Source organism: Pseudomonas sp. UMAB-40, from assembly GCF_900095275.1.
Lineage (GTDB): Bacteria > Pseudomonadota > Gammaproteobacteria > Pseudomonadales > Pseudomonadaceae > Aquipseudomonas > Aquipseudomonas mandelii_B.
Genome location: NZ_LT607557.1, coordinates 60,608 through 83,310 on the forward strand (window position 1 = coordinate 60,608; position 22,703 = coordinate 83,310).

At 58.6% G+C, this 22,703-nt stretch carries 27 protein-coding genes and 1 pseudogene; 15 read left to right on the plus strand and 13 right to left on the minus strand.

Features of this window, described 5'->3' with window-relative positions; genetic code table 11:
- Positions 1-31: 31 nt before the first annotated feature.
- Together K0F88_RS32340 and K0F88_RS11490 are read right to left on the minus strand one after the other, a co-directional pair.
- Positions 32-160 carry a PA1414 family protein gene (locus K0F88_RS32340; protein ID WP_003184145.1) on the minus strand — a complete coding sequence of 43 codons (129 nt, stop codon included), beginning with the start codon at positions 158-160 and terminating at the stop codon, positions 32-34.
- A gap of 139 nt (positions 161-299) precedes the next feature.
- A complete protein-coding gene (locus K0F88_RS11490; protein WP_219095144.1) occupies positions 300-1,193 on the minus strand; it encodes a LysR family transcriptional regulator in 894 nt (297 codons plus the stop codon).
- Positions 1,194-1,296: 103 nt separating this feature from the next.
- Here K0F88_RS11490 and K0F88_RS11495 point away from each other — a divergent pair, with 103 nt between their 5' ends.
- Positions 1,297-2,478, plus strand: coding sequence for an MFS transporter (locus K0F88_RS11495; protein WP_094468576.1), 1,182 nt, complete (start codon positions 1,297-1,299; stop codon positions 2,476-2,478).
- Here the strand turns inward: K0F88_RS11495 and K0F88_RS11500 are convergent.
- The 3 genes from K0F88_RS11500 to K0F88_RS11510 form a co-directional block, all read right to left on the minus strand.
- Entirely contained in the window at positions 2,423-3,355 is a 933-nt protein-coding gene (locus K0F88_RS11500; RefSeq protein WP_219095145.1) for a DMT family transporter, read from the minus strand. The genes K0F88_RS11495 and K0F88_RS11500 overlap by 56 nt on opposite strands.
- A 227-nt stretch (positions 3,356-3,582) precedes the next feature.
- A complete protein-coding gene (locus tag K0F88_RS11505; protein ID WP_094468578.1) occupies positions 3,583-3,975 on the minus strand; it encodes a DUF2177 family protein in 393 nt (130 codons plus the stop codon).
- A 46-nt stretch (positions 3,976-4,021) separates the two neighbouring features.
- Complete coding sequence (locus tag K0F88_RS11510; RefSeq protein ID WP_219095146.1) at positions 4,022-4,858, minus strand: S1 RNA-binding domain-containing protein; 837 nt, start codon at positions 4,856-4,858, stop codon at positions 4,022-4,024.
- A gap of 352 nt (positions 4,859-5,210) precedes the next feature.
- On the opposite strand from K0F88_RS11510, the gene K0F88_RS11515 reads away from it, so the two are divergent.
- The 3 genes from K0F88_RS11515 (at position 5,211) to K0F88_RS11525 (ending at position 7,285) form a co-directional block, all read left to right on the plus strand.
- Positions 5,211-5,399: a hypothetical protein gene (locus tag K0F88_RS11515; protein WP_017337097.1), complete on the plus strand. Its 189-nt coding sequence runs from the start codon at positions 5,211-5,213 to the stop codon at positions 5,397-5,399.
- Positions 5,400-5,620: 221 nt separating this feature from the next.
- Entirely contained in the window at positions 5,621-6,337 is a 717-nt protein-coding gene (locus tag K0F88_RS11520; RefSeq protein WP_094468580.1) for a TorF family putative porin, read from the plus strand.
- Positions 6,338-6,415: 78 nt separating this feature from the next.
- Positions 6,416-7,285: a DUF6279 family lipoprotein gene (locus K0F88_RS11525; RefSeq protein WP_219095147.1), complete on the plus strand. Its 870-nt coding sequence runs from the start codon at positions 6,416-6,418 to the stop codon at positions 7,283-7,285.
- Positions 7,286-7,410: 125 nt separating this feature from the next.
- Here K0F88_RS11525 and K0F88_RS11530 read toward each other — a convergent pair whose 3' ends face one another.
- The gene (locus tag K0F88_RS11530) at positions 7,411-7,800 is read right to left on the minus strand and encodes a transcriptional regulator (protein ID WP_094468582.1); all 390 of its coding nucleotides are present in this window, start codon (positions 7,798-7,800) and stop codon (positions 7,411-7,413) included.
- Between the two features lie 177 nt (positions 7,801-7,977).
- On the opposite strand from K0F88_RS11530, the gene K0F88_RS11535 reads away from it, so the two are divergent.
- A complete protein-coding gene (locus tag K0F88_RS11535) occupies positions 7,978-8,712 on the plus strand; it encodes a thioredoxin family protein (protein ID WP_094468583.1) in 735 nt (244 codons plus the stop codon).
- Positions 8,713-8,718: 6 nt separating this feature from the next.
- Here the strand turns inward: K0F88_RS11535 and K0F88_RS11540 are convergent, their stop codons facing one another.
- The 3 genes from K0F88_RS11540 to K0F88_RS32345 all read right to left on the minus strand — a co-directional run bounded on the left by K0F88_RS11540 (position 8,719) and on the right by K0F88_RS32345 (position 9,879).
- Entirely contained in the window at positions 8,719-8,943 is a 225-nt protein-coding gene (locus tag K0F88_RS11540) for a hypothetical protein (protein ID WP_094468584.1), read from the minus strand.
- Positions 8,944-9,086: 143 nt separating this feature from the next.
- A complete protein-coding gene (locus tag K0F88_RS11545; RefSeq protein ID WP_219095148.1) occupies positions 9,087-9,389 on the minus strand; it encodes a hypothetical protein in 303 nt (100 codons plus the stop codon).
- A gap of 367 nt (positions 9,390-9,756) precedes the next feature.
- Entirely contained in the window at positions 9,757-9,879 is a 123-nt protein-coding gene (locus K0F88_RS32345; RefSeq protein ID WP_257605244.1) for a hypothetical protein, read from the minus strand.
- A gap of 39 nt (positions 9,880-9,918) precedes the next feature.
- Here K0F88_RS32345 and K0F88_RS11550 point away from each other — a divergent pair, with 39 nt between their 5' ends.
- The 4 genes from K0F88_RS11550 (at position 9,919) to K0F88_RS11565 (ending at position 12,118) form a co-directional block, all read left to right on the plus strand.
- Positions 9,919-10,290: a hypothetical protein gene (locus tag K0F88_RS11550; RefSeq protein WP_257605248.1), complete on the plus strand. Its 372-nt coding sequence runs from the start codon at positions 9,919-9,921 to the stop codon at positions 10,288-10,290.
- 101 nt (positions 10,291-10,391) lie between these two features.
- On the plus strand, positions 10,392-10,667 hold the full coding sequence (locus K0F88_RS11555; RefSeq protein ID WP_094468585.1) for a hypothetical protein: 276 nt from the start codon (positions 10,392-10,394) through the stop codon (positions 10,665-10,667).
- A 254-nt stretch (positions 10,668-10,921) separates the two neighbouring features.
- Positions 10,922-11,506, plus strand: coding sequence for a papain-like cysteine protease family protein (locus K0F88_RS11560; protein ID WP_219095150.1), 585 nt, complete (start codon positions 10,922-10,924; stop codon positions 11,504-11,506).
- A gap of 12 nt (positions 11,507-11,518) precedes the next feature.
- Positions 11,519-12,118 (plus strand): hypothetical protein, encoded by a 600-nt coding sequence (locus tag K0F88_RS11565; protein ID WP_219095151.1) that lies wholly within the window; start codon positions 11,519-11,521, stop codon positions 12,116-12,118.
- 62 nt (positions 12,119-12,180) lie between these two features.
- Here the strand turns inward: K0F88_RS11565 and K0F88_RS11570 are convergent, their stop codons facing one another.
- Entirely contained in the window at positions 12,181-13,527 is a 1,347-nt protein-coding gene (locus tag K0F88_RS11570) for a DEAD/DEAH box helicase (protein WP_008153197.1), read from the minus strand.
- A gap of 193 nt (positions 13,528-13,720) precedes the next feature.
- Between K0F88_RS11570 and K0F88_RS11575 the strand changes: the two genes are divergently transcribed.
- Positions 13,721-15,019 (plus strand): mechanosensitive ion channel family protein, encoded by a 1,299-nt coding sequence (locus K0F88_RS11575; RefSeq protein WP_219095152.1) that lies wholly within the window; start codon positions 13,721-13,723, stop codon positions 15,017-15,019.
- A 107-nt stretch (positions 15,020-15,126) separates the two neighbouring features.
- Here the strand turns inward: K0F88_RS11575 and K0F88_RS11580 are convergent, their stop codons facing one another.
- From K0F88_RS11580 to K0F88_RS11590, 3 genes are all read right to left on the minus strand, one after another.
- On the minus strand, positions 15,127-15,993 hold the full coding sequence (locus K0F88_RS11580) for a carboxylate/amino acid/amine transporter (RefSeq protein WP_219095153.1): 867 nt from the start codon (positions 15,991-15,993) through the stop codon (positions 15,127-15,129).
- A 345-nt stretch (positions 15,994-16,338) separates the two neighbouring features.
- Positions 16,339-16,938, minus strand: a complete 600-nt coding sequence (locus K0F88_RS11585) for an FMN-dependent NADH-azoreductase (RefSeq protein WP_219095154.1) — start codon at positions 16,936-16,938, stop codon at positions 16,339-16,341.
- 228 nt (positions 16,939-17,166) lie between these two features.
- Positions 17,167-17,481: a 3-phosphoglycerate kinase gene (locus K0F88_RS11590; protein ID WP_219095155.1), complete on the minus strand. Its 315-nt coding sequence runs from the start codon at positions 17,479-17,481 to the stop codon at positions 17,167-17,169.
- A 49-nt stretch (positions 17,482-17,530) separates the two neighbouring features.
- Between K0F88_RS11590 and K0F88_RS11595 the strand changes: the two genes are divergently transcribed.
- From K0F88_RS11595 to aqpZ, 5 genes and pseudogenes are all read left to right on the plus strand, one after another.
- Positions 17,531-18,454 (plus strand): LysR family transcriptional regulator, encoded by a 924-nt coding sequence (locus tag K0F88_RS11595; protein ID WP_010462050.1) that lies wholly within the window; start codon positions 17,531-17,533, stop codon positions 18,452-18,454.
- A gap of 14 nt (positions 18,455-18,468) precedes the next feature.
- Positions 18,469-19,274: pseudogene (locus tag K0F88_RS11600) on the plus strand (alpha/beta fold hydrolase).
- A 3-nt stretch (positions 19,275-19,277) separates the two neighbouring features.
- Positions 19,278-19,838 carry a peptidylprolyl isomerase gene (locus K0F88_RS11605; RefSeq protein WP_219095157.1) on the plus strand — a complete coding sequence of 187 codons (561 nt, stop codon included), beginning with the start codon at positions 19,278-19,280 and terminating at the stop codon, positions 19,836-19,838.
- A gap of 85 nt (positions 19,839-19,923) precedes the next feature.
- The gene (locus K0F88_RS11610) at positions 19,924-21,756 is read left to right on the plus strand and encodes an ABC transporter ATP-binding protein (RefSeq protein WP_219095158.1); all 1,833 of its coding nucleotides are present in this window, start codon (positions 19,924-19,926) and stop codon (positions 21,754-21,756) included.
- Between the two features lie 236 nt (positions 21,757-21,992).
- On the plus strand, positions 21,993-22,688 hold the full coding sequence (gene aqpZ / locus K0F88_RS11615) for an aquaporin Z (protein WP_010462058.1): 696 nt from the start codon (positions 21,993-21,995) through the stop codon (positions 22,686-22,688).
- Positions 22,689-22,703: the final 15 nt, after the last annotated feature.

A 22,703-nucleotide genomic window follows, 5' to 3' on the forward strand; every position in this document is an offset into this window, starting at 1 on the left:
TTTGCCAGGTTTTAGCCAGTGCGGGCCAGACTTACCGGCGGCGCGGCTGGCGTCGACGCTGTTCGTCGTCAGTGCGAATTGGCACCGGTTGCAGAGGCGGTTCGATCAAACCGAGTGCAACACCCAGATCGTGCAGCCAGTTTTGGATTTTCTCTTTCATGGTGCCCCCTTCAGGGTAGTGCCGAGCGGCTGAAATTCTGTAGCCCCTTCGCACTGATAATAGTCCGAAGTCCTACGCAATGCTCGGCCAAATCCGCAATGATCTGTTACTGAATTGATCAGAATACCTGACCGATAGTTCAAGCAATCGCCGAAGCCTGCACTGGCGCCGATGGATAGACCGTCTGTTGCTGCTCAATCCACGCGTTCAGGTTGGCCCCGACCATGCCTTTGCGCCACATCAACCAGGTTGTTGCGTGGGCAAACGGCTCCGCCAACGGGTGCACCGCCACGCTTTCGCGGCCCGGCAGGCTGGCCAGCATCGACTCCGACATCAGCGCCACGCCTGAGCCGGCAATCACACACGCCAGCATGCCCGGGTAAGACTCGATCTCCATCGCCCGGCCCATGGCCGCATGGTCATGGGCGAACCAGGCTTCCAGACGCATCCGGTAGGAACAGCCCTGACGAAAGGTAAACACCGAGCGCCCTTCCACATCCAACGCGCTACGCACCGGCGGGTGATCGGCCTCGCTGATCAGCACCAGCCGCTCGTCGCATAACGGCACGCCATCCAGTCCGGCCAGTTCCAGCGGGCCGTCCACCAAGGCCGCATCGAGACGACCGGTGAGCAAGCCCTCAAGCAATTCGCCGCTGGGCCCGGATTGCACTTGCAGGTTCACCGCCGGGTACGTGCGGTGATAACGCGCCAACAACCCCGGCAGATGAATCGCCGCCGTGCTGTACATGGTGCCCAACACGAAGTCCCCGGCCGGTTGCCCGCCCTGCACCGCCGCCTGAGCTTCATCGCGCAAGTTGAACAGCTTGGCGGTGTAGTCCAGCAGGACTTTTCCCGCAGGTGACAACTGCAAACGCTGACGCTCGCGGACGAAAAGCTCTACACCGAGCTGCTCTTCAAGTTGCTTGAGCCGCGTCGACAGGTTCGACGGCACCCGGTGCAACCGTTCGGCAGCACGGGTGATCGATCCCTCCTGCGCCACGGCCTGGAAGATCCGCAATTGGCTGAACTCCACGATCTTCTCCAAATCAGAACAAGTTACTCACTATTATTCATTTTTAAAGAAAGTCAATCAGTCCTAGCCTGACGGTCATTGAGCCTTTACCGGAATTCAGACCATGTCTCCCTTGATTCGCTTACTCGCCAGCTTTATCGCCCTGATGATGGCCATGGGCATCGGGCGTTTCGCCCTCACGCCGCAAATGCCGCACTTGCTCAGTGAAGGTCAAATCGACCTGACCGCCGCCGGTCTGATTGCGGCTGCCAACTACCTCGGTTACTTCGTCGGCGCCGTGGATGCCATGTTCTCTCGTCGCCCCGAACAGGTTCGTCGGCGACTGCTCGGTGGTCTGTGGTTGTGTGTGCTGCTGACATTGGCGTCTTTCTGGGCCAACGGGTTCTGGTCGCATCTGGTGCTGCGATTCGGTACCGGCGTGGCCAGCGCCTGGGTATTGGTGATGATCACGGCGTTGAGCCAGCCACTGGCCGCGGCAGCCGGTCGCCCACGACTGGGCGCCCAGGTATTCGCCGGACCGGGTTTGGGGATTTTTCTTACAGGAATGTTGGCCTTGGGCTCACACCTGCTGGGGCAGACGTCTGCCACCCTGTGGCTGGTGTATGCCGGTGTCGCCTTGGCGATGCTGCTGGGGATTCTGCCGTTTCTGCCGCAATCGACCGCCGCTGCGGTTGCCGCACCGAGCTCAGGCACTTCGAGTCAGCAAGGCATTGGCCGTCTAGGTGTGATCTACGGACTGTACGGTTTGGGCTACATCATCCCCGCCACGTTTCTTTCGCAAATGGCCAGCGCCCAATTCCATGGTCAATGGCAGGCCGACCTGTTCTGGCCGTGCTTCGGCCTGGCGTCGGCCATCGGAGTGGTACTGGTCAGTCTGCGTCGACAAACCCCGAATGGCACTCGCCACTGGCTGATGGTGACGTTGTGGCTGCAAGCCGCCGGCGTCTTTGCCTGCCTGTTGGGCAGCGGGCCGGGCTTGGCCTTGGGCGTCATTCTTTGCGGCACGCCGTTCCTGGCCTGCATGCAATTGGTGATGCAACGCTCCCGGGAACTGGCGCCCCACGCCACCCAACGCAACGCCGGGTTGCTGACGGCGTGCTTCGCCGTGGGTCAGCTCGCAGGACCGTTGCTGGCGGCGCTGAGCAGCAACTTCAGTGGCGGTTTGCAGCCAGCACTGGTGGTTGCCGGCAGTGGCTTGCTTGTCGCCGGTGGGTTGTTGTTGCGTCCGGTCACTGCTGCCCAAGGGCTTTGCGCAAACGACGGCGCACCCACTGCTCAGCGCTGACAAACGTGATGCCCAACAATACCAGCACGGCACCGATGACGAAGTTAACGCTCAGTTCTTCACCCAGCAACACCACGCCGAACGTGACACCGAACAGCGGTGTCATGAACGAAAACACCGCCAGGTTCGCGGCCAGGTAACGGCGCAACAGCCAGAACCATGTCAGGTAGCTGAAGAACGACACCACCAGCCCCTGGAACAGCACGCTCGCCACCGCCACGGTGGTCAGGCTGACGTGGGTCACCTGACCGCTGAGGGTCGCGATCAGCAGCAGCCCGACGAATCCGACGATCAGTTGATAGAACAGAGTCAGCGTCACCGGAGCTTCCGACAGCCGCGAGGCGCGCACCACCACCGTGGTCGCGCCCCAGGATGCCCCGGCCAGCACACCCAACGCATCGCCCATCAACATGCGGTGATCGAGGTTGTCCCAGGACACGCCGCCGGCAAACGCGATGGCGATCCCGACGAACGCGAGGAAAATCCCCAGCCACTGCACGGGTCTCAACCGTTCGCTCGGCAGCAGCCAGTGCACGCCCAATGCGGTGAAAATCGGCGCGGTGTAGAGGAACACCGACATGTGCGCAGCCGTGGTCAGTTGCAAGCCTTCGGAAATGAAGAAGAACTCCAGACCAAATAGCGCACCGGCCAGCAAACCACCGCGCCAGGTGTTGCTGACCTGATCCCAGCCGCCCTTCCAGCAGATCAACAGTCCTACAAGCAACGCGGAAATACCCGACCGCCCCGCCGCCTGCATGACCGGCGCGATGTCGGGCGCCGCCCATTTGATCATTACTTGCTGCACGCCCCAGATCAGGCACAACCCGATCATTACTTGCAGGGCAAACCCATCGGCGCTACGCCGGCTGGCGCTCACCGGAACACCTCGACAACAACAAACATGGCAGTGACTCGACAGTAAAAACAAAGCCCCGGCCTGCTTGCTGGACAAACGGTTTCGGGGCGAAAAGTTATGCTGTCGATTATTAACCAGATGGCCAGAAAATGCCGCTGCGGAGGACTTTTAAATTCCCTGGTAGGTACGACAAAAAATCACCCGTGGGAGCCAGCCTGCCCGCGATAACGTCATCGCAGGCAACTGGATCACAGCATCTTTCGCGCAACCCAATACCCAACAGTGCAGGCAACGCAGGTGGCCAACGTGCCCCAGGCCATGTCCATCAACGCCAACTGCGCCGACCATCCGTTCAACGTCGCCCAATTACTCAAGTCATACGTGCCGTAAGCCACCAGCCCTAACAACGCGCCCAGCGCCGAGGCTCGTCGCCAAGTCTTTGCCGGCAACACCACGAACACCACACAACCGAATACATAGAGAAGATAGAACACCGCTGCCGGGGCCAGCAGCGGTTGGTCGAGCATCAGCGGACCGAGCAGCGCCCGATAAGTCGGCGCCATCAGCACGCCGAGCCAGAGGCCGTCGAGCACGAGAAACGCGAGCAAGGTGCCCGCGTAAGCAAACAGCATTTTTTTCATAGCCGCCCAACCCCATGTAATCGTCCTACATGGGGCCGGAGCGAGGTCAGCTTAGTTCAATGCGATCGGCATGAATGACGATCTGGCCGTTCTTGTACAGCGCACCGATGGCCTTCTTGAAATTGCCTTTGCTGACACCAAACAGGCTGGTGATCACTGTCGGGTCGCTCTTGTCGCTGACCGGCAGGGTGCCGTTGTTTTCACGCAACTTGGCGAGGATCTTCGAGTTGAGGCTGGTGGCGGCTTCTTCGCCTACCGGTTGCAGGCTCAGGCTGATCTTGCCGTCGGCACGGACTTCTTTGATAAAGCCCTTCTCTTCCTTGCCGGCGCGCATGAACTTGAAGATTTCGTTCTTGTGGATCAAGCCCCAGTGCTTGTTGTTGATGATCGCCTTGAAACCCATGTCGGTCGCTTCGGCCACCAGCAAATCAACTTCCTGGCCCGGGGCGTAGTTGCCCGGGGTCTTGTCGAGGTAGCGGTCCAGGCGCGCTGTCGCGGTGATGCGGCGGGTGTGCTTGTCGAGGTAGACGTGCACCACGACATATTCGCCGGCGGTCATCTGACGTTTTTCTTCGGAGTACGGCAGCAACAGGTCCTTCGGCAGGCCCCAATCCAGGAAAACACCGATGCTGTTGACTTCAACGACTTTCAAACTGGCGAAGTCACCGACCTGAACTTTCGGCTTTTCGGTAGTTGCGATGAGTTTGTCATCGCTGTCCAGATAAACAAAAACGTTGAGCCAATCTTCATCTTCGCTGGGAATATCTTTGGGAATATAACGATTAGGCAGGAGGATTTCGCCGTCCGCGCCACCGTCAAGATATAAACCGAAGTTAGTGTGTTTAACCACTTGCAAACTGTTGTAGCGCCCGACTAAAGCCATTTCCAATACCCTCATTGCGTGGGCGGCATTCTACCCGGTTTTGCGGGCGGCGTTCCCGTAGCCAGCCCGGTGACAGCAGAAATTCTTCTGCAGGCCTTCATTTTCCTGGGTTCTGCCTCGGGCTTTTGGCCGCTCGTCAGGCCGAACGGGTGATCGCCACCCTCGCCAACGGATCTGAAACCTGTGTTTTTCTACCGTCGTTCTTATTTAAAACAGCGGCTTAGGGACGTATTTCGAATAATAGCTTGTGATTAATGACGCCCCTGCGATGTGTATTTTGGGGGGATATTAGCCAAGCAATTGTCAAGTATTTCCTGTACGATGCCTGGCCAAGTTAATTTTCTACAGGTTAATGGCCGCCATGCGTGTAAAAGCATCCAACAGCAAAGCAAAGCCAGCTCCAGCCGTTGAAACCAGCGAATCGATCAACAACCAGATTGCTGCGTTCCTCAAGTCCGGTGGCGAGATCCAGCAAATTGCCAAAGGCGTGAGCGGCCAGACGTTCGGCCCGTCCAAGCAGATCACTTTGGGCAAGAAGTAACACTTCCCCCAAAGATCCGCCGCGTCACCTGGTCCGTAAGCGCTTTGAGCTTCGAAGCGCTTGGACTGGAACCTCCCCGCAACACCCCGCCAAACACATCAATATTTCAAAAATCGACGAACGGCCTTCAATGCCGTGCATTCGCCGGTATGCTTGCACACGTCTAGATCAAGCGTTTCAGTAGGTTTTTGTTCCTGCTCCTCGCGGTCATGGAGTGACGCATGCTCAAACCCTCCTATCTATTGCTCGGCACCCTGCTGTCGTGTTCGGTCGCCAACGCGCAAGTCTTCCAGCGTGAATTGGGCGATTTCGATCTCAAACTCGGCACCACCCCCAGCCGCAGCATGGCCCAGGGGCTGGTCAAGCCTTCCAGCACCGGCTCGTTTCACGGTGGCCTGGACCTGAGCCATGACAGTGGCTTTTACGTGGGGCAATGGGCACCGAGCATGGGTTTAACGCCGGGAGCCAACCTTGAAGTCGACTCCTACATGGGCTTTAAACAGCCTTTCGATAATACCCTCGGCTACGAAGTCGGCATGATCCGCTACAGCTATCCAAAAGTGGACACCCTCGACAGCCAGGAGCTGTTCGGTGGCCTGACCTTTCTCGGCAGCCGTTTCGGCGCCGCGTTCAGCAACGACCCGGACAAACAGAACAGCACCGTCTTCGCCGACCTGGGCGGCAATCAGCCGTTCGGCATCGGGATCAGCATGAAATACACCACCCACCAACTCAACACGCCAGCGTCCGTCGACGGCGGCTATATCGGCAGTTTCACCGATTGGTCCGTGCAACTTTCCCGGCCGTTCATGGGTGTCGACCTGAACTTGATCTACAGCGACTCAAGCCTCAGCGGTAGCGACTGTTCCGCCTACTCCGGGCACAACAGCCAGTGCGACGGGTTGGTCACCCTCAAGGCCGAACGCGCCTTCTATTGATCGGCTGAACTGCCGGGCCCATTCTGCGTTCACATAAGAATCCCCCTCACGAAGCCAGGCTTTCGCAAGGATTCGCTCATGTCGCGCTGGTTAAAATATCTCGCCGTCATCATCACTCTCAGCCTCGCCCTTGGCGCCTGTAGCCGCGTGGGCCTGGCCTACCGCAACCTCGACGTGATCATTCCGTGGACGCTCAGCGACTATCTGGACATGAACGGCGAACAGAAAGGCTGGTTCAACGAGCGCCTCAAGGAACACTTGAGCTGGCACTGCACCACGCAACTGCCGGGCTATCTCGACTGGCTGGACCGCTTGCAAACCATGGTCGAGACCAATCAGGTCACCGACGCCGCACTGCAATCCCGCACTCAAGAAGCCAAGGCTGCCATCGCCCAGACCGCTCGGGAAATCACCCCTTCGGCCATCGAATTGTTACAGGGGCTGGACGACAAGCAAGTCGCGGAAATGAACGACGCCTTCGCCAAGGACCAACGCAAGCGTCAAGACGAATACGTCAAACCAACGCTCGACCAGCAGATCAAGGAACGTAGCGAGCGCATGCAAAAACGCCTGAATGACTGGCTTGGCCCGCTCAGCCCGACCCAGCAACAACGGGTGGTGACATGGTCGAACGCCTTGGGTGACCAAAACACGCAATGGATCGCCAACCGAGCGCATTGGCAGAAGCAATTCAGTGCGGCCGTTGCGCAGCGCCAGAGTCCGGAATTCCCACAACGAATCGAGACGCTTCTCGTGAATCGCGAGAGTTTATGGACGCCGGCGTACCGTCAGGCTTACGCCAACACTGAAGCGCAAGCACGGGGATTGTTTGTGGATCTGATGGCCGAGAGCACGCCGGCTCAGCGTCAGCGGCTGTTGAAAAAGATTGAAGGGGTGCGCAAGGACTTCAACGATCTGAAATGCCTGAAAGCCGCGAAACAGGGCTAAACACAACACAAATCAAACTGTGGGAGCGGGCTTGCTCGCGAAGGCGCAGTGTCAGTCAACATCATAATTGCCTGACACTGCGCCTTCGCGAGCAAGCCCGCTCCCACATTGGTAACCGGTGGTCTTCAGGCGATCTGAGCCTTCGACGCCACCTCATCAAACGTCAGCTCATCCAGCGCATCTTCCTGCTCATCCAATACCTGCCGCGGATGATCATTACCCGGAATGCTGCTGTCGATCAGGCTCAACAAACTCGAGCCCCGCGGCGTCAAAATGTAATTGGAGCCGGTGCCGCCCTGCTCTTCTGGCCGAGGCTCGATGTAACCACGCTGCAGCAGTAACTTTTCGTACTCGCCGGCCACCGCTTTGAGGTGATCGAGGTTTTCAGTCGCTTCGCCTTCCGACGCTTTCTCCGCAGCGTACTGCTCGGCATACGGGCGCGGCGTGAAGCTGTTTTCACCTTTCTGCACTTCGTGCAGCAAGCGTTCAATCAAATCCCAGTTGTAAGTTGTCATCCTGATTCAACCTCCAAAGCCTGTGAGAGAGAGGGCCTTCTTAAGTTGTGACCGACACCACACGCAGCCGTTCAGCCGAGTTTTTTGCGGCTAACGACCGACGGCATGTCGATTTGGACGCAGGTCAAACGACTAGGCTCTGTAAGACACCTCCCAGCATTGCGAAGGAGAAACCTGATGAACGTTCAGAACCATCCCGTCGTGTCCCGTGAAGAATGGCTCGCCGCCCGCAAACAACACCTGGCCCACGAAAAAGCCTTCACCAAGGAACGGGACAAACTCAGCGCCGAACGCCGCGCCCTGCCCTGGGTGAAAATCGACAAGGACTACCACTTCCAAGGCCCCCACGGCGAACTCAAACTCGCCGACCTGTTCGGCGGCCGCAGCCAATTGGTCATCTACCACTTTATGTTCGCCGCTGGATGGGATGAGGGATGCCCCGGCTGCTCGTTCCTGTCCGACCACATCGACGGCGCCAACCAGCACCTGACTCACCATGACGTCGCCGTGGTGGCGGTTTCCCACGCACCGTTTGCCGAATTCCAGGCATTTAAACGGCGCATGGGCTGGAAATTCGACTGGGTGTCGTCAGAAGGCTGCGATTTCAACTACGACTTTGGCGTCACCGCCCGAGCCGAAGACGTCGCTGCCGGTAAGGCCACCTACAACTACGAAAAAACTGACGGTGCCGAGGAAGAACTTCCCGGCCTCAGCGTGTTTTATCGCAATGAAGCGGGAGAAATCTTTCACACCTATTCCACTTATGCCCGAGGCCTCGACCTGCTGGTCGGCGCCTACAACTACCTCGACCTGACGCCCAAGGGGCGCAACGAGGAGGAAATCATGGAATGGGTACAGCATCACGACAAATACGAAGACAAGGCGTCGCCCAGTTGCTGCCATGCTGGATAGTGCGCGTTAAAACACATAACAACTTTCAGGCCGATGGGTCTCGAACCGCCACGACCGGATCACGCCATCGGCCGTGGTGTACACCGAGTAACTGCAGTCGAATAGCCAGTTGAAGTAGTAGCGATTACCGTCGCCCTCGACCACTCGCTCATAGCGGTGTTCGTGATTGTTCGGGGACCACAACATGACCCGACAGCGAACATCGCAGGGGCCGCTCTCGATGTTGGGCATGGGCTGCCCGACCAGGCTGTTCGCGCTGTCAATCCATGCTGAACGAGAAGGTCCGCAAGCGGATAGCGACAGGGCTAGCACCATTAATATTAATTTTGGAAACATGTCCGATCCTGGGGTATACAGATTTTCTGTTCGAAAACTCAATATTTAAAATTGGTTTTTACTTCTCCACCATGGGTGTAAGACATTACAAACGAAACCCATTTTTCACCACGCTTAACTGCGTTCGCGTTCAGTTCATCCACCAGCGAGTGCAGTATTGCACCATTGAAGTTAGTTTCGGCGTTTGTTACGGAAACGCCGTTAATCTCAACTTTTAGCTGCCATTCCAGATAGCCTTCGCCAACCTCAACCTCATAGCTGAAAGAGTCATAGTCGTGAACAATCCCTGATTCTATCAAGGCAAAAATCTTCTTCACCAACTCTAGATCTTCAGTAATCACAATACAATCTCCCGCACTTCATGTGCTCCATTTTTAAAGGACAACGTTTTTGTCTCGCCATTTATTGTATAGGTCAATTCCAGGGTATCTGGCCGCGCCATACCTGGTTCTTTCCGGTTAAACCTTATCGTCGTCGGCCCCACCGTTTGAGCTGGATCATTCAAAGCCGCCCTGATTTTGTGTTCGTAGAAAACCTTATACGCTGAGTTATTAAAATTCTGATCCTGCGGGAACAGATTATAGGCATCACAGGTCCCGCCTTGGCTACACGCCTGAGCATGCCCGCCAACGCCTGTGTCCCGCCCTTCCTTACCAGCCGCGGTCTGTCTCGAGTCTCGAGGGACCTTGGTATTGGTCGGGGTAAAGGTCAGCTCTTCGACTGGCCCTTGCTGTTGGTCTTGAAGCTGTCGCCATTATCCAGTTTATAGCGGGTGTCCGGGCTTCTGGCACTCGGGTTATTGAGCAACTCGTACTCTTGGGTGGCCGACATGACCCTGAGCGTAATCACACTGGATAACGTCGCCGGTCGCTGTCCAGTCAGACCGACGTGTACATCAACGGCGCGACCCTGAACAACAGCGACAGCGGCAAAGTGCTGTCCAACACCGCCCTGGCGCTCAAGGTCGGTCAGATCATCAACCAGACCGCCGGCCAGATTGTCAGCAAAGGCGCGGTTACGCTCAGTGGCGTCGGGCTCGACAACTCGGGCGGCAAGATCGTCAGCCAGAACAACCTGGCGTTGACCTTCGACGGCATCAAAAACAACCAGCAAGGCCTGGTCAGCAGCGAAGGCACGCTGGTGCTCAGGCTGCTGACTTCGCCGCTGTTGTTGTTCAGTCGACCGACATTACCGGTGAGAAGGTCGGTGCTGTTGATCACTCCGTTGGTGTTGAACATCTGACGGGTTATTTCCGAAGAGCGACGCGCCCTACAGACAGGTGAACTTTCAGCAGGCCGCAGCCTCAACCGTTTAACCGCCCAATACGGAATTCGAGGCCTGATATGAAAACCCTGCTGAAACTCACCCTCACCATCACCCTCGCCAGCGCCCTCCCCGCTTGGGCCTGCACCCCCGAAGAAGCCACCGCCAAGCGCGAACAACTGGCCAAGGAAGTGACCAGGCTCACGGAACAGAATCCGAAGAAGGCCAAAGAGATCAACGCCGAGCTGCAAAAGATGGATCTGGGTACCGCCAGCGCGGATTTGCCCGACAAGTGCCAGCTGATTGATCAGCGGTTGAAAGAGCTGCAGACGGCGGATAAAAAGGCTGAGAGCTGAAACCAGGGCCTTCGGATCGCTCCTACGCAAACAACGACGGTTCCTCCGGCGCTGTCACAGGCGCCGTTCTTTCGATCTGGAATTTGCACTAGCGCATTTAATTATTTGCACAAACGCATATTCATGCCTAAGGTTACCTCGAGCCCGGATCGGAGCCGGCCATCAACCATGGCAAACCGCACACGCCGATCGCTCAGCCACACCGCTACAGACCCACTAGCTGGACGCTAGTTTTCACTCATGGAGGATTGAAAATGTTAACCACTGAAGCCACGTCATTCACCGGCGAAACCCTGCCAAGGTGCCTGACCGGTCATCTGCTCAACCCGCAACTGTCCGATGTCGAATCGGCTGCCCCCCTCAATGCACTGGCCGCTGCCAGCCTCAACTTCACGATGCAGCCACAAACCCAGACCAACTGGTGTTGGGCAGCCGTTTCCGCCTCGGTCGGAAACTATTACGGCACCGGGTCCTGGACCCAATGCGGCGTGGCCACCACTGCGCTGGACCGCAACTGCTGTAATCAACCGGGGCCGTGCAACGTGTATGGCTATCTGGATACAGCCCTGAGGATCACCCGCAGTTTCAACGGCATGAATCAGGGTTCGCTGCAGATGTCGGCCATTCAGAACCAGATCAACATGGGCCGACCGATCGGTTTGCGTTGTGCCTGGTACGGTGGCGGCGCGCACTTCCTGACGATCTATGGCACCAACGGCAACTACGTGCTGGTCGCAGATTCGATCTACGGCTACTCGACCCGAGCGTTGAACGCGTTCCCCGGCTCTTACAACGGCGGCGGCAACTGGACCAACACTTACTTCACCGTAAAAAACTAGGAGGGCGACATCATGCAACTGACTTATCCAAAGGCGCCTTCCAACGGCGTACAGACCTTGCGTCCGGCGCTGCAAGCCGCCCTGCAATCCCAAGGCTTCGGCATCAATCGCCAGTTTGCCAACGCCACGGCCAGCAAGATCAGCCTCAGCGAAGCCTACCGTGGTTACTCGCTGAGCCTGGAGGACGTGAGCCAGGGCAAAGGCCTGAAAGACGCCAAGGTCGGCGATTGGCATTACCTGGTGTTTTCCGATGGTGTGACGATTGCCGATGCGCAATTGGCCGACGTCCGCGGTCATGTCGAGTTCGCCTCGCTGAACCACGGGGCCATGGCGGCCGCGACCGTCGGTGCGTTGAAACTGGCGGAACAATCGCCGCAACTGCAGGGTAAAACCGTTGAGCTGCGGGTGCTGTTTGTTTCGGCGCTGCACTTGGTGGCGATCTGGCTGCATGCCGACGATAGCGATGTGCTGATCCCGATTGAGCCGACGCCCAGGGAATTGGCGGTCACTCAGTTGTACAGCGAGGCTGCGCTGCTCGCTTTGCTCAAACCGGTGGCGGATCAGGCCAAGCAACACTTTGATGCGGACACCAGTGGGCTGTTGGGGAGCTGACAAACGCTGGACGTAAAAAAACCCGGACATTGTCCGGGTTTTTATTGGATCGCTACGGCGCTTTATTCAGCAGCCGGCGCTTCCGGCTTGCGGCGCTTGAGCGGTGCCATGCCGTCCTTGCTGACCAGCGACAAAGCGTCGGTCTTCGGGCGGTTGGCGATCTTGCGTTTGGTCGGTGCCTTGGCGCCGGTTTTCTTCTTGTCGCCTTTGGCGTCGACTTTTTTCTTCTTCACGCCAACAGCTTTGCCCGAGGCCTTGACCTTTTTCGGTCCGCCGTAGGTGCCTTTGACTTCCTTGATGGTGCGGCGCTCGAAGCTCTGCTTAAGGTAGCGCTCGACGCTCGACATCAGGTTCCAGTCGCCGTGGCAGATCAGCGAGATGGCCAGGCCATCGTTGCCGGCGCGGCCGGTGCGACCGATACGGTGAACGTATTCGTCGCCGCTGCGCGGCATGTCGAAGTTGATCACCAGGTCCAGGCCTTCCACGTCGAGACCGCGAGCGGCAACGTCGGTGGCAACGAGAATTTTCACGCCGCCCTGCTTCAGGCGGTCGATGGCCAGCTTGCGATCTTTCTGGTCTTTGTCACCGTGCAGCACGAACGCTTTGTATTCCTGTGCCACCAGGCGGCCGTAGATACGGTCGGCCATGGCCCGGGTGTTGGTGAACACGATAGCCTTCTGATAGGTCTCGTTGGCCAACAGCCAGTTCACGATCTGTTCTTTGTGCTGGTTGTGGTCGGCGGTGATGATCTGCTGACGGGTGGTCGCGTTCAGATCGCTGACGTTGTTCAGTTGTAAGTGTTCCGGGTTGTTCAGGACCTTGGCGACCATCTCGCGCAAGCCCGAACCGCCGGTGGTGGCCGAGAACAGCATGGTCTGCTGACGGTTGGTGCATTCTTCCACCAGACGCTGCACGTCTTCGGCGAAACCCATGTCGAGCATGCGGTCGGCTTCGTCGAGCACCAGCACTTCAACTTCTTTCAGGTCGAGGTTGCCGGCGTTCAGCTGCTCGATCATCCGGCCCGGCGTACCGATCAGGATGTCCGGCACCTTGCGCAGCATGGCGGCCTGGACCTTGAAGTCTTCACCGCCGGTGATCAAACCGGACTTGATGAACGTGAACTGAGCGAAACGCTCGACTTCCTTGATGGTCTGCTGGGCCAGCTCGCGGGTCGGCAGCAGGATCAGGGTCTTGATACTGACGCGGACTTTCGCCGGGCCGATCAGACGGTTGAGGATTGGCAAAACAAATGCAGCGGTCTTGCCGCTACCGGTTTGCGCTGTCACCCGCAGGTCACGCCCTTGGAGCGCCAGCGGAATAGCCGCTGCTTGCACAGGCGTTGGCTCGACAAATTTAAGCTCGGCCACGGCTTTGAGCAGGCGTTCGTGCAGGGCGAATTGGGAAAACACGGGTGCTACCTCGAAGAAATACAAAAAAACAGCTGCATAGGGTAACGGTTTCGAGCGCCGAGGCCGAGTTTCTTTATGCAAACGGCGGTAAACAGTGGCTTTTTTGTTGCCTGATTTGTCTCAAAACGTCATGCAAAGCGTCTTAGATGCTCTAATCGCCCCGTCGCGTCCTACAGAAGAACCGTTTTTACCCATGGATATCAAACAGCTCTGGCTCAACATCCAAGACCTCTGGGGTGCCCTCGATCAGCACCCGCTCCTGCATTCCAGCCTGGCGCTGATCCTGTTGCTGGTGGTGGCGCTAGTCCTCGGACGAGTGGCGCGCTACCTCATTATTCACGCGACCAAAATACTCGGCCGGCAACCGGCCCTGCACTGGGTCAACGACTTTCGGCATAACAAGGTCTTCCATCGCCTGGCACAAATGACGCCGTCACTGGTGATCCAGTTCGGCCTGCATCTGGTGCCGGAACTGAGCAAGACCAGCCTGATATTCCTCGGAAACGTCGCGCTGGCGTTCACCATCCTGTTCCTGATGCTGGCGGTCAGCGCCCTGCTCAGCGCCTTGCTGGACATCTACGCGCGCACCGAACATGCGCGCACCCGCTCGATCAAAGGCTACGTGCAACTGACGAAAATGGTCCTGTACGTGTTTGGCGCGATCATCATCGTCGCCACGCTGATCGACCGTTCGCCCCTGTTGCTGCTGTCCGGCCTGGGCGCCATGTCGGCGGTGATTCTGTTGGTCTACAAGGACACGCTGCTGTCGTTCGTTGCCAGCGTGCAACTGACCAGCAACGACATGCTGCGGGTCGGTGACTGGATCGAGATGCCGCAAGTCGGTGCCGACGGTGACGTGGTCGACATCACGCTGCACACGGTGAAGGTGCAGAATTTCGACAAGACCATCGTCTCGATCCCGACCTGGCGCCTGATGTCCGAGTCGTTCAAGAACTGGCGCGGCATGCAGCAGTCTGGCGGACGACGGATCAAGCGCAGCCTGTTCATCGATGCCAGCGGCGTGCGATTTATCCGTGATGACGAAGAGCTGAAGCTGAGCCAGGTGCATCTGCTCACCGACTACATCAGCCGCAAACAGGCCGAGCTCAAGGCCTGGAACGAGGCGCAGGGCAACGTCGCGGCGATGTCGGCCAACCGTCGGCGGATGACCAACATCGGGACGTTCCGGGCCTATGCGCTGGCGTATCTGAAGAGTCACCCGGAGGTCCAGCCGAACATGACCTGCATGGTCCGCCAGATGCAAACCACCGCGCAGGGTATTCCGCTGGAAATCTACTGCTTCACCCGCACCACGGCGTGGGCGGATTACGAGCGGATTCAGGGGGATATTTTCGATTACCTGCTGGCGGTGCTGCCGGAGTTCGGGCTGAGCCTGTATCAGCAGCCGAGTGGCGGGGATTTGCGGGCGGGGTTGCTCCCGGCCATGTTAGGCGCGAACCACATTCCCGAACCCGAAAAACACATCATGTAATCCACCTCTAACCTGTGGGAACGGGCTTGCCCGCGATGAGGTCGTGTCAGTCAATATCGATATCGCCTGACACACCGCCATCGCGGGCAAGCCCGCTCCCACAGGGTTCAGTGTGCGATTGCCGGTTTACGTATACCCAGCCGACTTATCCACACCGCCATCAAAATCACCGACCCGCCCAAGAACAACCGCCCCAACTCTTCATGCTGATTCCAGATCAGCAGATTGATCAGCAACCCCACCGGCACATGCAGGTTGTTCATCACCGCCAGCGTCCCGCCATTCACCAGGCAGGCGCCCTTGTTCCACCAGTACAAACCCAGCGCGGTCGAGACCAGGCCGAGGAACCCCAGCACGCCCCATTGCAGCGGCGCCTCAGGCAGGAAATTCTGTTTGCCGAACATCAGGAATGCCGGCAATGCCACCGCCAGCGCGCCCAGGTAGAAGTAGCCGAAGCGTCGGTAGTGCGGGAGATCGCTCGGATGACGCGCCACCAGGTGCTTATAAAGGACCTGCCCGGCGGCGTAGGTGAAGTTGGCCAGTTGCAGCAGCAGGAAGCCCATGAAGAAATCCGGGTTGATCCTGTCGTAACGAATCACCGCCGCGCCGAGCACCGCCACCAGTGCGGCCACCAGCGCCCACGGATTGAAGCGCCGGTTCAAGGCATCTTCGATCAGGGTCACGTGCAGCGGTGTGAGGATGGTGAACAGCAGCACTTCCGGCACCGTCAGCACCCGGAAGCTCAGGTACAGGCAGACGTAGGTCACGCCGAACTGCAACGCGCCGATCAACAGCATGCCGCGCATGAACGCCGGCTCGACTGAGCGCCAGCGCGTCAACGGGATAAACACCAGCCCGGCCAACAACACCCGCACCAGCACCGCAAAGTAACTGTCGACATGACCGGCCAGGTACTCGCCGATCAGACTGAAGGAAAACGCCTGGATCAGCGTGACAAAAAGTAGATAGCCCATGCTCGCCTCGTTTCGAATGGCGGCGACGATAACGGGTTTTTCCCGTTATCGCGAACCGTCAGCCAACACACATCCCCTGAGGGAGCGGGCTTGCCCGCGATTGCGGTGTGTCATTCGACTTCAATGCTGCCTGATGCACCGCTATCGCGGGCAAGCCCGCTCCCACAGGGTTAGGGGTATGCCCGCCAAATCCCAGGCAAAAAAAAGCCCGATCTCGCTAAAGCGTTCAATCGGGCAACAGCACTCAGGAGCAACAAGTGCAAAGGGAGGTTCGATGCGCGTAAAGCCTTGAAGGGGTTGCGCCAGGCCACTTGAACATCAAGGGATTATCTGGCGATTAAAGCCTCAAGCCACTTGGGAAAGCTTGGCGTTGGCCTGGTTCAGGCCTTTCTCCTGAAAGTCACCGCCCAGGTTCATGCCTTCGGCGTGAATGAAGGTCACGTCGTGAATCCCGATGAAACCCATCACCTGGCGCAGGTACGGTTCCTGGTGATCGGCGGTGCTACCGGCGTAGATCCCGCCGCGAGCGGTCAGTACATAGGCGCGCTTGCCGCTGAGCAAACCTTGCGGGCCGGTGTCGGTGTACTTGAAGGTTACGCCGGCACGCAGCACATGGTCGAGCCAGGCTTTGAGGGTGCTGGGGATAGCGAAGTTGTACATCGGCGCGGCCATGACCAACACGTCAGCGGCCAGCAGTTCGTCGGTCAACTGGTTGGAGCGTTCCAGGGAGACCTGTTCGATGTCGCTGCGCTGTTCGGCGGGTTTCATCCAGCCGCCCAGCAGATTGATGTCCAGGTGCGGCACCGGGTTGACGGCGAGGTCACGCACGGTGATCTGGTCGTTCGGGTGAGCGGCTTTCCACTGGCTGATGAACGTTTGGGTCAACTGACGGGAAACCGAGTCTTGCTGACGGGCGCTGCTTTCGATGATCAGAACGCGTGACATGGGATGTAGGCTCCATCTGAGAATGCTGTAAGGCGATGGAGTGAAGGTTAAACAGAGTCATATCGATGAAAAAGCGCAAATAACTGCTATAACCCATCAATAAATTCGTTTATAAGCTGAGCATCCCTTGTGGGAGTGAGCCTGCTCGCGATGGCGGTGTGTCAGGCAACATAGAGAGTGAATGTTACGCCACCATCGCGAGCAGGCTCGCTCCCACAGGGTTGAACGTCATTTGGGGGTGCAGGTCAGGTTGATTCGCATCTTGATAATGGAGCGGGTGAACTTGGCGGTGGCATTTTTGTGTTTGCCGGCGGCCACTTCGATAGAGCGGGTGCGCGGCGCTTCCGGGCCATTGTTGAAAACCACCTTGCAGATCGCATCGGTGTCGCCGTAGTTGTTGACTTGAATGGACGCGATGTCGTTATCCGTGTCGTAGGCGTTGTAGTCGATCTTCATGCCGTTGAGGTTTTTCTCCACATCGATCGGATAAGCAAACGCAGTCAGCGGCAGCAGCGCCAGCACCAAACAACAGAATTTTTTCATTCAGCAGTCTCCAATAAGGACTGCCAGCTTAGGACAAGAGGAGCTATTCATGAAAGCGCCCCGCGTGACCCTTGATCAATGGCGAACCTTGCAAGCCGTGGTCGACCACGGCGGTTTCGCCCAGGCCGCCGAAGCGCTGCACCGCTCGCAATCGTCCGTGAGCTACACCGTGGCGCGTATGCAGGACCAACTCGGCGTGCCGCTGTTGCGCATCGACGGCCGCAAAGCGGTGCTGACCGAAGCCGGCGGCGTGTTGTTGCGTCGCTCGCGGCAACTGGTGAAACAGGCCAGCCAGCTGGAAGACCTGGCCCATCACATGGAGCAAGGCTGGGAAGCGGAAGTGCGGCTGGTGGTCGATGCGGCTTACCCGAGCGCCCGCCTCGTCCGCGCGTTGACCGCGTTCATGCCGCAGAGCCGTGGTTGCAGGGTGCGCCTGCGCGAAGAAGTGTTGTCGGGCGTCGAGGAGGTGTTACTCGAAGGCGTGGCCGACCTGGCCATCAGTGGTTTCAGCATTCCGGGCTATCTGGGTGCGGAATTGAGCGACGTCGAGTTTGTCGCGGTCGCCCACCCCGAACATGCCTTGCATCGCCTCAACCGCGAACTGAATTTCCAGGACCTTGAAAGCCAGCTGCAAGTGGTCATCCGCGACTCCGGTCGCCAGCAACCACGAGACGTCGGCTGGCTCGGTGCCGAACAGCGCTGGACCGTCGGCAGCCTGGCCACCGCGGCGACTTTTGTCAGCAGTGGCCTGGGTTTCGCCTGGCTGCCCCGGCACATGATCGAACGCGAACTCAAGGAAGGCACGCTCAAGCTGCTACCGTTGGACCAGGGCGGCAGCCGCAACCCGAGTTTTTATCTGTATTCGAACAAGGACAAACCCTTGGGCCCGGCGACGCAGATCCTGATCGAACTGCTGCGTACCTTCGACACCGCGCCGCTGGATGCGCCGTTCGCCGCCCCTGAACAAGCCTGACACGGAGTATCTACATGGCCTATTTCGAACATGAAGGTTGCAACCTGCACTATGAGGAATATGGCCACGGCACGCCGTTGCTGCTGGTCCACGGGCTGGGTTCCAGCACCCTGGACTGGGAAAAGCAGATCCCGGCGCTGTCGACCCGATACCGGGTAATCGTGCCGGATGTGCGCGGTCACGGTCGCTCCGATAAACCCCGCGAGCGTTACAGCATTGCCGGGTTCAGCGCCGACCTGGTCGCCCTGATGGAACACCTGAACCTCGGCCCCACCCATTACGTGGGCTTGTCCATGGGCGGCATGATCGGTTTTCAACTGGCCGTGGATCAGCCGCACATGCTCAAAAGCCTGTGCATCGTCAACAGCGCGCCGGAGGTCAAACTGCGCAGCCGCGACGATTACTGGCAGTGGTTCAAGCGTTGGAGCCTGATGCGTGTCCTCAGTCTGGGCACCATCGGCAAGGCCTTGGGCGCCAAGCTGTTCCCCAAACCCGAACAAGCTGATTTGCGCCAGAAAATGGCTGAGCGCTGGGCAAAAAACGACAAACATGCTTATCTCGCCAGCTTCGATGCCATTGTTGGCTGGGGTGTTCAGGAACGACTTTCCAAAGTCGCCTGTCCAACCCTGATCGTCAGCGCCGACCGCGATTACACGCCGGTCTCGCTAAAGGAAACCTACGTAAAACTGCTGCCCGATGCGCGGCTGGTGGTGATCGCCGATTCGCGCCACGCCACCCCGCTGGATCAACCCGAACGCTTCAACCAAACCCTGCTCGAGTTTCTCACCGCAGTTGACACCCCCTCACTCAGGATCACTGACCCATGCTGAAAAAAATCGCCCTCGTCGCCGGCTCCGTTCTGTTTGCCGCCAACCTGATGGCCGCAACGCCCGCCGCCAAGGCGCCGCACGTATTGCTGGAAACCACCAACGGCCAGATCGAAATCGAACTGGACCCGGTCAAGGCACCGATCAGTACCAAGAACTTCCTTGAGTACGTCAACAGCGGCTTCTACAACAACACGATTTTCCACCGGGTAATTCCTGGCTTCATGGTCCAGGGCGGTGGTTTCACCAAAGAGATGACGCAAAAAGACACCAAGGCACCGATCAAGAACGAGTCCAAAAACGGTCTGCATAACGTGCGTGGCACGCTGTCCATGGCCCGCACCTCGAACCCGGATTCGGCCACCAGCCAGTTCTTCATCAACGTCAAGGACAACGATTTCCTCGACAGCGGTGATGGTTATGCCGTGTTCGGTAAAGTCGTCAAAGGCATGGATGTGGTCGATGTCATCGTCAACTCCCAGACCACCACCAAAAGCGGCATGAAAGACGTGCCGGCCGACCCTGTGTTCATCAAGTCAGCCAAAGTCATCGACTAATCTGCACAGGAGTGCTTGAGCGGCGGCCGCTATCCGGCGCCGCTCATACCGTTTAAAGGAGAGCCCGTGCGCGGGCGGAGAACTGATGCTTTATCGCCGTTTCGAGAAACTGATCGACATATTCCGCGACGCTCCGACGGCGGCTCCGCCAGATCGGGTTCTCCCCTTCTATACCTATTATTTGAAGCAGGTCTGGCCGAGTTTCGCCGCCCTGCTGATTGTCGGCCTGTTCGCCTCCTTGATTGAAGTCGCGCTGTTCAACTACCTGAGCCGCATCATCGACCTGGCCCAAGGCACGCCGAACCCGGACTTCTTCCAGGAACACGCACTTGAGCTGACCTGGATGGTGGTGGTGACCCTGGTGCTGCGACCGATTTTCTTCGGTCTGCACGACCTGCTGGTACACCAGACGTTGAACCCCGGCATGACCAGCCTGATTCTCTGGCAGAACCACCGCTACGTGCTCAAACAGAGCCTGAATTTCTTCCAGAACGACTTCGCCGGGCGCATCGCCCAGCGCATCATGCAGACCGGCAACGCCCTGCGCGATTCCGCCGTGCAAGCGGTGGACGCCCTGTGGCATGTGCTGATCTACGCCATCAGCGCGCTGGTGCTGTTTGCCGAAGCCGACTGGCGCCTGATGATCCCGCTGACGACCTGGATCGCCGGGTTCATCGGCGCGCTTTATTACTTCGTGCCAAGGGTAAAGGACCGCTCGGTGCAATCCTCCGATGCGCGCTCCAAACTCATGGGGCGGATCGTCGACGGCTACACCAACATCACCACCTTGAAGCTGTTTGCCCACACCAACCATGAACAGCAATACGCCAAGGAAGCCATCAAGGAGCAAACCGAAAAAGCCCAACTGGCCGGGCGCGTGGTCACCAGCATGGACGTGGCCATCACCAGCATGAACGGCCTGCTGATCGTCACCACCACCGGCCTGGCCCTGTGGCTGTGGACGCAGTCGCTGATCTCGGTGGGCGCGATTGCCCTGGCGACAGGCCTGGTCATTCGCATCGTCAACATGTCCGGCTGGATCATGTGGGTGGTCACTGGCATCTTCGAAAACATCGGCATGGTCCAGGACGGTTTGCGGACCATCGCCCAACCGGTCAGCATCACCGACCGCGATCAGGCCAAACCGCTGACCGTGCCCCGTGGCGAAGTGCGCTTCGAACACGTGGATTTCCACTACGGCAAGAAGAGCGGGATCATTGGCGACCTCAACCTGACGATCAAACCCGGTGAGAAAATCGGCTTGATCGGACCGTCCGGCGCCGGCAAATCGACCCTGGTCAACCTGCTGCTGCGCCTCTATGACGTGCAGGGCGGGCGAATCCTCATCGATGGGCAGAACATCGCCGAAGTCGGTCAGGAAAGCCTGCGCGAGCGCATCGGCATGATCACTCAGGACACCTCGTTGCTGCACCGTTCGATCCGCGACAACCTGCTTTACGGCAGACCCGATGCCACCGACGCCGAGCTGTGGGAAGCGGTGCACAAGGCGCGCGCCGATGAGTTCATTCCGTTGCTGTCGGACGCCGAAGGCCGTACCGGTTTCGATGCGCATGTGGGTGAGCGCGGGGTGAAACTTTCCGGCGGCCAGCGTCAGCGGATTGCGATTGCTCGCGTGCTGCTCAAGGACGCACCAATCCTGATCATGGACGAGGCGACCTCGGCACTGGATTCGGAAGTCGAAGCGGCGATCCAGGAAAGTCTGGAAACCCTGATGCAGGGCAAAACCGTAATCGCCATCGCCCACCGGCTCTCGACCATCGCCAGGATGGACCGGTTGGTGGTGCTGGAAAAAGGCAAGATCGCCGAAACCGGCACCCACGCCGAGCTGCTGGCGCAGGGTGGATTGTATGCGCGGCTGTGGCAGCACCAGACGGGCGGGTTTGTCGGTATCGATTGATTGAACTCACCACCAACCCTGTGGGAGCGAGCTTGCTCGCTCCCACAGGGACTATCTACACCCTGATAAACCGCCACAGCCTGCTACCCACAGGCCCTGGCGGTTTTTTCATGGCCGCTGGAAATCCGCAGAAACCCTGCTGTACTCAGCCAAGGTTCTGGAAATGAACCTGTCGTAAACCTGCAGGATGCATCACGCGATACAGTCTCGATAGGTCGCCTATCAAGGACGCTCTCATGTCGCTGTTCAAACGTTCAGTCACTGAGTTGTTAGGTACGTTCTGGCTGGTCTTGGGCGGTTGCGGCAGCGCGGTGCTCGCTGCGTCTTCGCCCCTCGGAATCGGGGTGCTGGGTGTGGCCATCGCGTTCGGTCTCACCGTGTTGACCATGGCATTCGCCATTGGCCATATCTCCGGTTGTCACCTCAACCCAGCCGTCTCCGTCGGCCTGTGCGTCGGCGGTCGGTTTCCGGCGCGGGAGTTGCCCGCGTACATCATCGCCCAGGTGATTGGCGCCATTATCGCCGCCGCGCTGATCTACTACATCGCCAGCGGCAAGGAAGGCTTCGATCTCTCCGCCGGCCTGGCTTCCAACGGCTACGGCGAACATTCCCCGGGCAAGTACTCAATGGCCGCAGGCTTTGTCTGTGAACTGGTGATGACCGCGATGTTCGTACTGATCATCCTCGGCGCCACCGACAAACGTGCGCCCGCCGGGCTTGCACCGATTGCCATCGGGCTGGCCTTGACGCTGATTCACTTGATCTCGATTCCCGTCACCAACACCTCGGTCAACCCGGCCCGCAGCACCGGTCCGGCGTTGATGGTCGGCGGCTGGGCCATCGCGCAATTGTGGATGTTCTGGGTGGCACCGCTGCTGGGCGCGGTGATCGGTGGCGTGACCTATCGCTGGCTCGGCAAGGAAGGCACTTGAGGCCACCGGCGAGGA

What these genes read in the sequence shown, in the direction of transcription:
- K0F88_RS11605 (WP_219095157.1), top strand. Translation starts at nt 19,278, where the DNA reads ATGCTGAAAAAAATCGCCCTCGTCGCCGGCTCCGTTCTGTTTGCCGCC.
- K0F88_RS11560 (WP_219095150.1), top strand. Translation starts at nt 10,922, where the DNA reads ATGTTAACCACTGAAGCCACGTCATTCACCGGCGAAACCCTGCCAAGG.
- K0F88_RS11595 (WP_010462050.1), top strand. Translation starts at nt 17,531, where the DNA reads ATGAAAGCGCCCCGCGTGACCCTTGATCAATGGCGAACCTTGCAAGCC.
- K0F88_RS11540 (WP_094468584.1), bottom strand. Translation starts at nt 8,943, where the DNA reads ATGCCCAACATCGAGAGCGGCCCCTGCGATGTTCGCTGTCGGGTCATG.
- K0F88_RS11575 (WP_219095152.1), top strand. Translation starts at nt 13,721, where the DNA reads ATGGATATCAAACAGCTCTGGCTCAACATCCAAGACCTCTGGGGTGCC.
- K0F88_RS11590 (WP_219095155.1), bottom strand. Translation starts at nt 17,481, where the DNA reads ATGAAAAAATTCTGTTGTTTGGTGCTGGCGCTGCTGCCGCTGACTGCG.
- K0F88_RS11525 (WP_219095147.1), top strand. Translation starts at nt 6,416, where the DNA reads ATGTCGCGCTGGTTAAAATATCTCGCCGTCATCATCACTCTCAGCCTC.
- K0F88_RS11555 (WP_094468585.1), top strand. Translation starts at nt 10,392, where the DNA reads ATGAAAACCCTGCTGAAACTCACCCTCACCATCACCCTCGCCAGCGCC.
- K0F88_RS32340 (WP_003184145.1), bottom strand. Translation starts at nt 160, where the DNA reads ATGAAAGAGAAAATCCAAAACTGGCTGCACGATCTGGGTGTTGCACTC.
- K0F88_RS11505 (WP_094468578.1), bottom strand. Translation starts at nt 3,975, where the DNA reads ATGAAAAAAATGCTGTTTGCTTACGCGGGCACCTTGCTCGCGTTTCTC.
- K0F88_RS11530 (WP_094468582.1), bottom strand. Translation starts at nt 7,800, where the DNA reads ATGACAACTTACAACTGGGATTTGATTGAACGCTTGCTGCACGAAGTG.
- K0F88_RS11495 (WP_094468576.1), top strand. Translation starts at nt 1,297, where the DNA reads ATGTCTCCCTTGATTCGCTTACTCGCCAGCTTTATCGCCCTGATGATG.
- K0F88_RS11520 (WP_094468580.1), top strand. Translation starts at nt 5,621, where the DNA reads ATGCTCAAACCCTCCTATCTATTGCTCGGCACCCTGCTGTCGTGTTCG.
- K0F88_RS11565 (WP_219095151.1), top strand. Translation starts at nt 11,519, where the DNA reads ATGCAACTGACTTATCCAAAGGCGCCTTCCAACGGCGTACAGACCTTG.
- K0F88_RS11535 (WP_094468583.1), top strand. Translation starts at nt 7,978, where the DNA reads ATGAACGTTCAGAACCATCCCGTCGTGTCCCGTGAAGAATGGCTCGCC.
- K0F88_RS11580 (WP_219095153.1), bottom strand. Translation starts at nt 15,993, where the DNA reads ATGGGCTATCTACTTTTTGTCACGCTGATCCAGGCGTTTTCCTTCAGT.
- aqpZ (WP_010462058.1), top strand. Translation starts at nt 21,993, where the DNA reads ATGTCGCTGTTCAAACGTTCAGTCACTGAGTTGTTAGGTACGTTCTGG.
- K0F88_RS11515 (WP_017337097.1), top strand. Translation starts at nt 5,211, where the DNA reads ATGGCCGCCATGCGTGTAAAAGCATCCAACAGCAAAGCAAAGCCAGCT.
- K0F88_RS32345 (WP_257605244.1), bottom strand. Translation starts at nt 9,879, where the DNA reads ATGTCGGCCACCCAAGAGTACGAGTTGCTCAATAACCCGAGTGCCAGA.
- K0F88_RS11585 (WP_219095154.1), bottom strand. Translation starts at nt 16,938, where the DNA reads ATGTCACGCGTTCTGATCATCGAAAGCAGCGCCCGTCAGCAAGACTCG.
- K0F88_RS11510 (WP_219095146.1), bottom strand. Translation starts at nt 4,858, where the DNA reads ATGGCTTTAGTCGGGCGCTACAACAGTTTGCAAGTGGTTAAACACACT.
- K0F88_RS11610 (WP_219095158.1), top strand. Translation starts at nt 19,924, where the DNA reads ATGCTTTATCGCCGTTTCGAGAAACTGATCGACATATTCCGCGACGCT.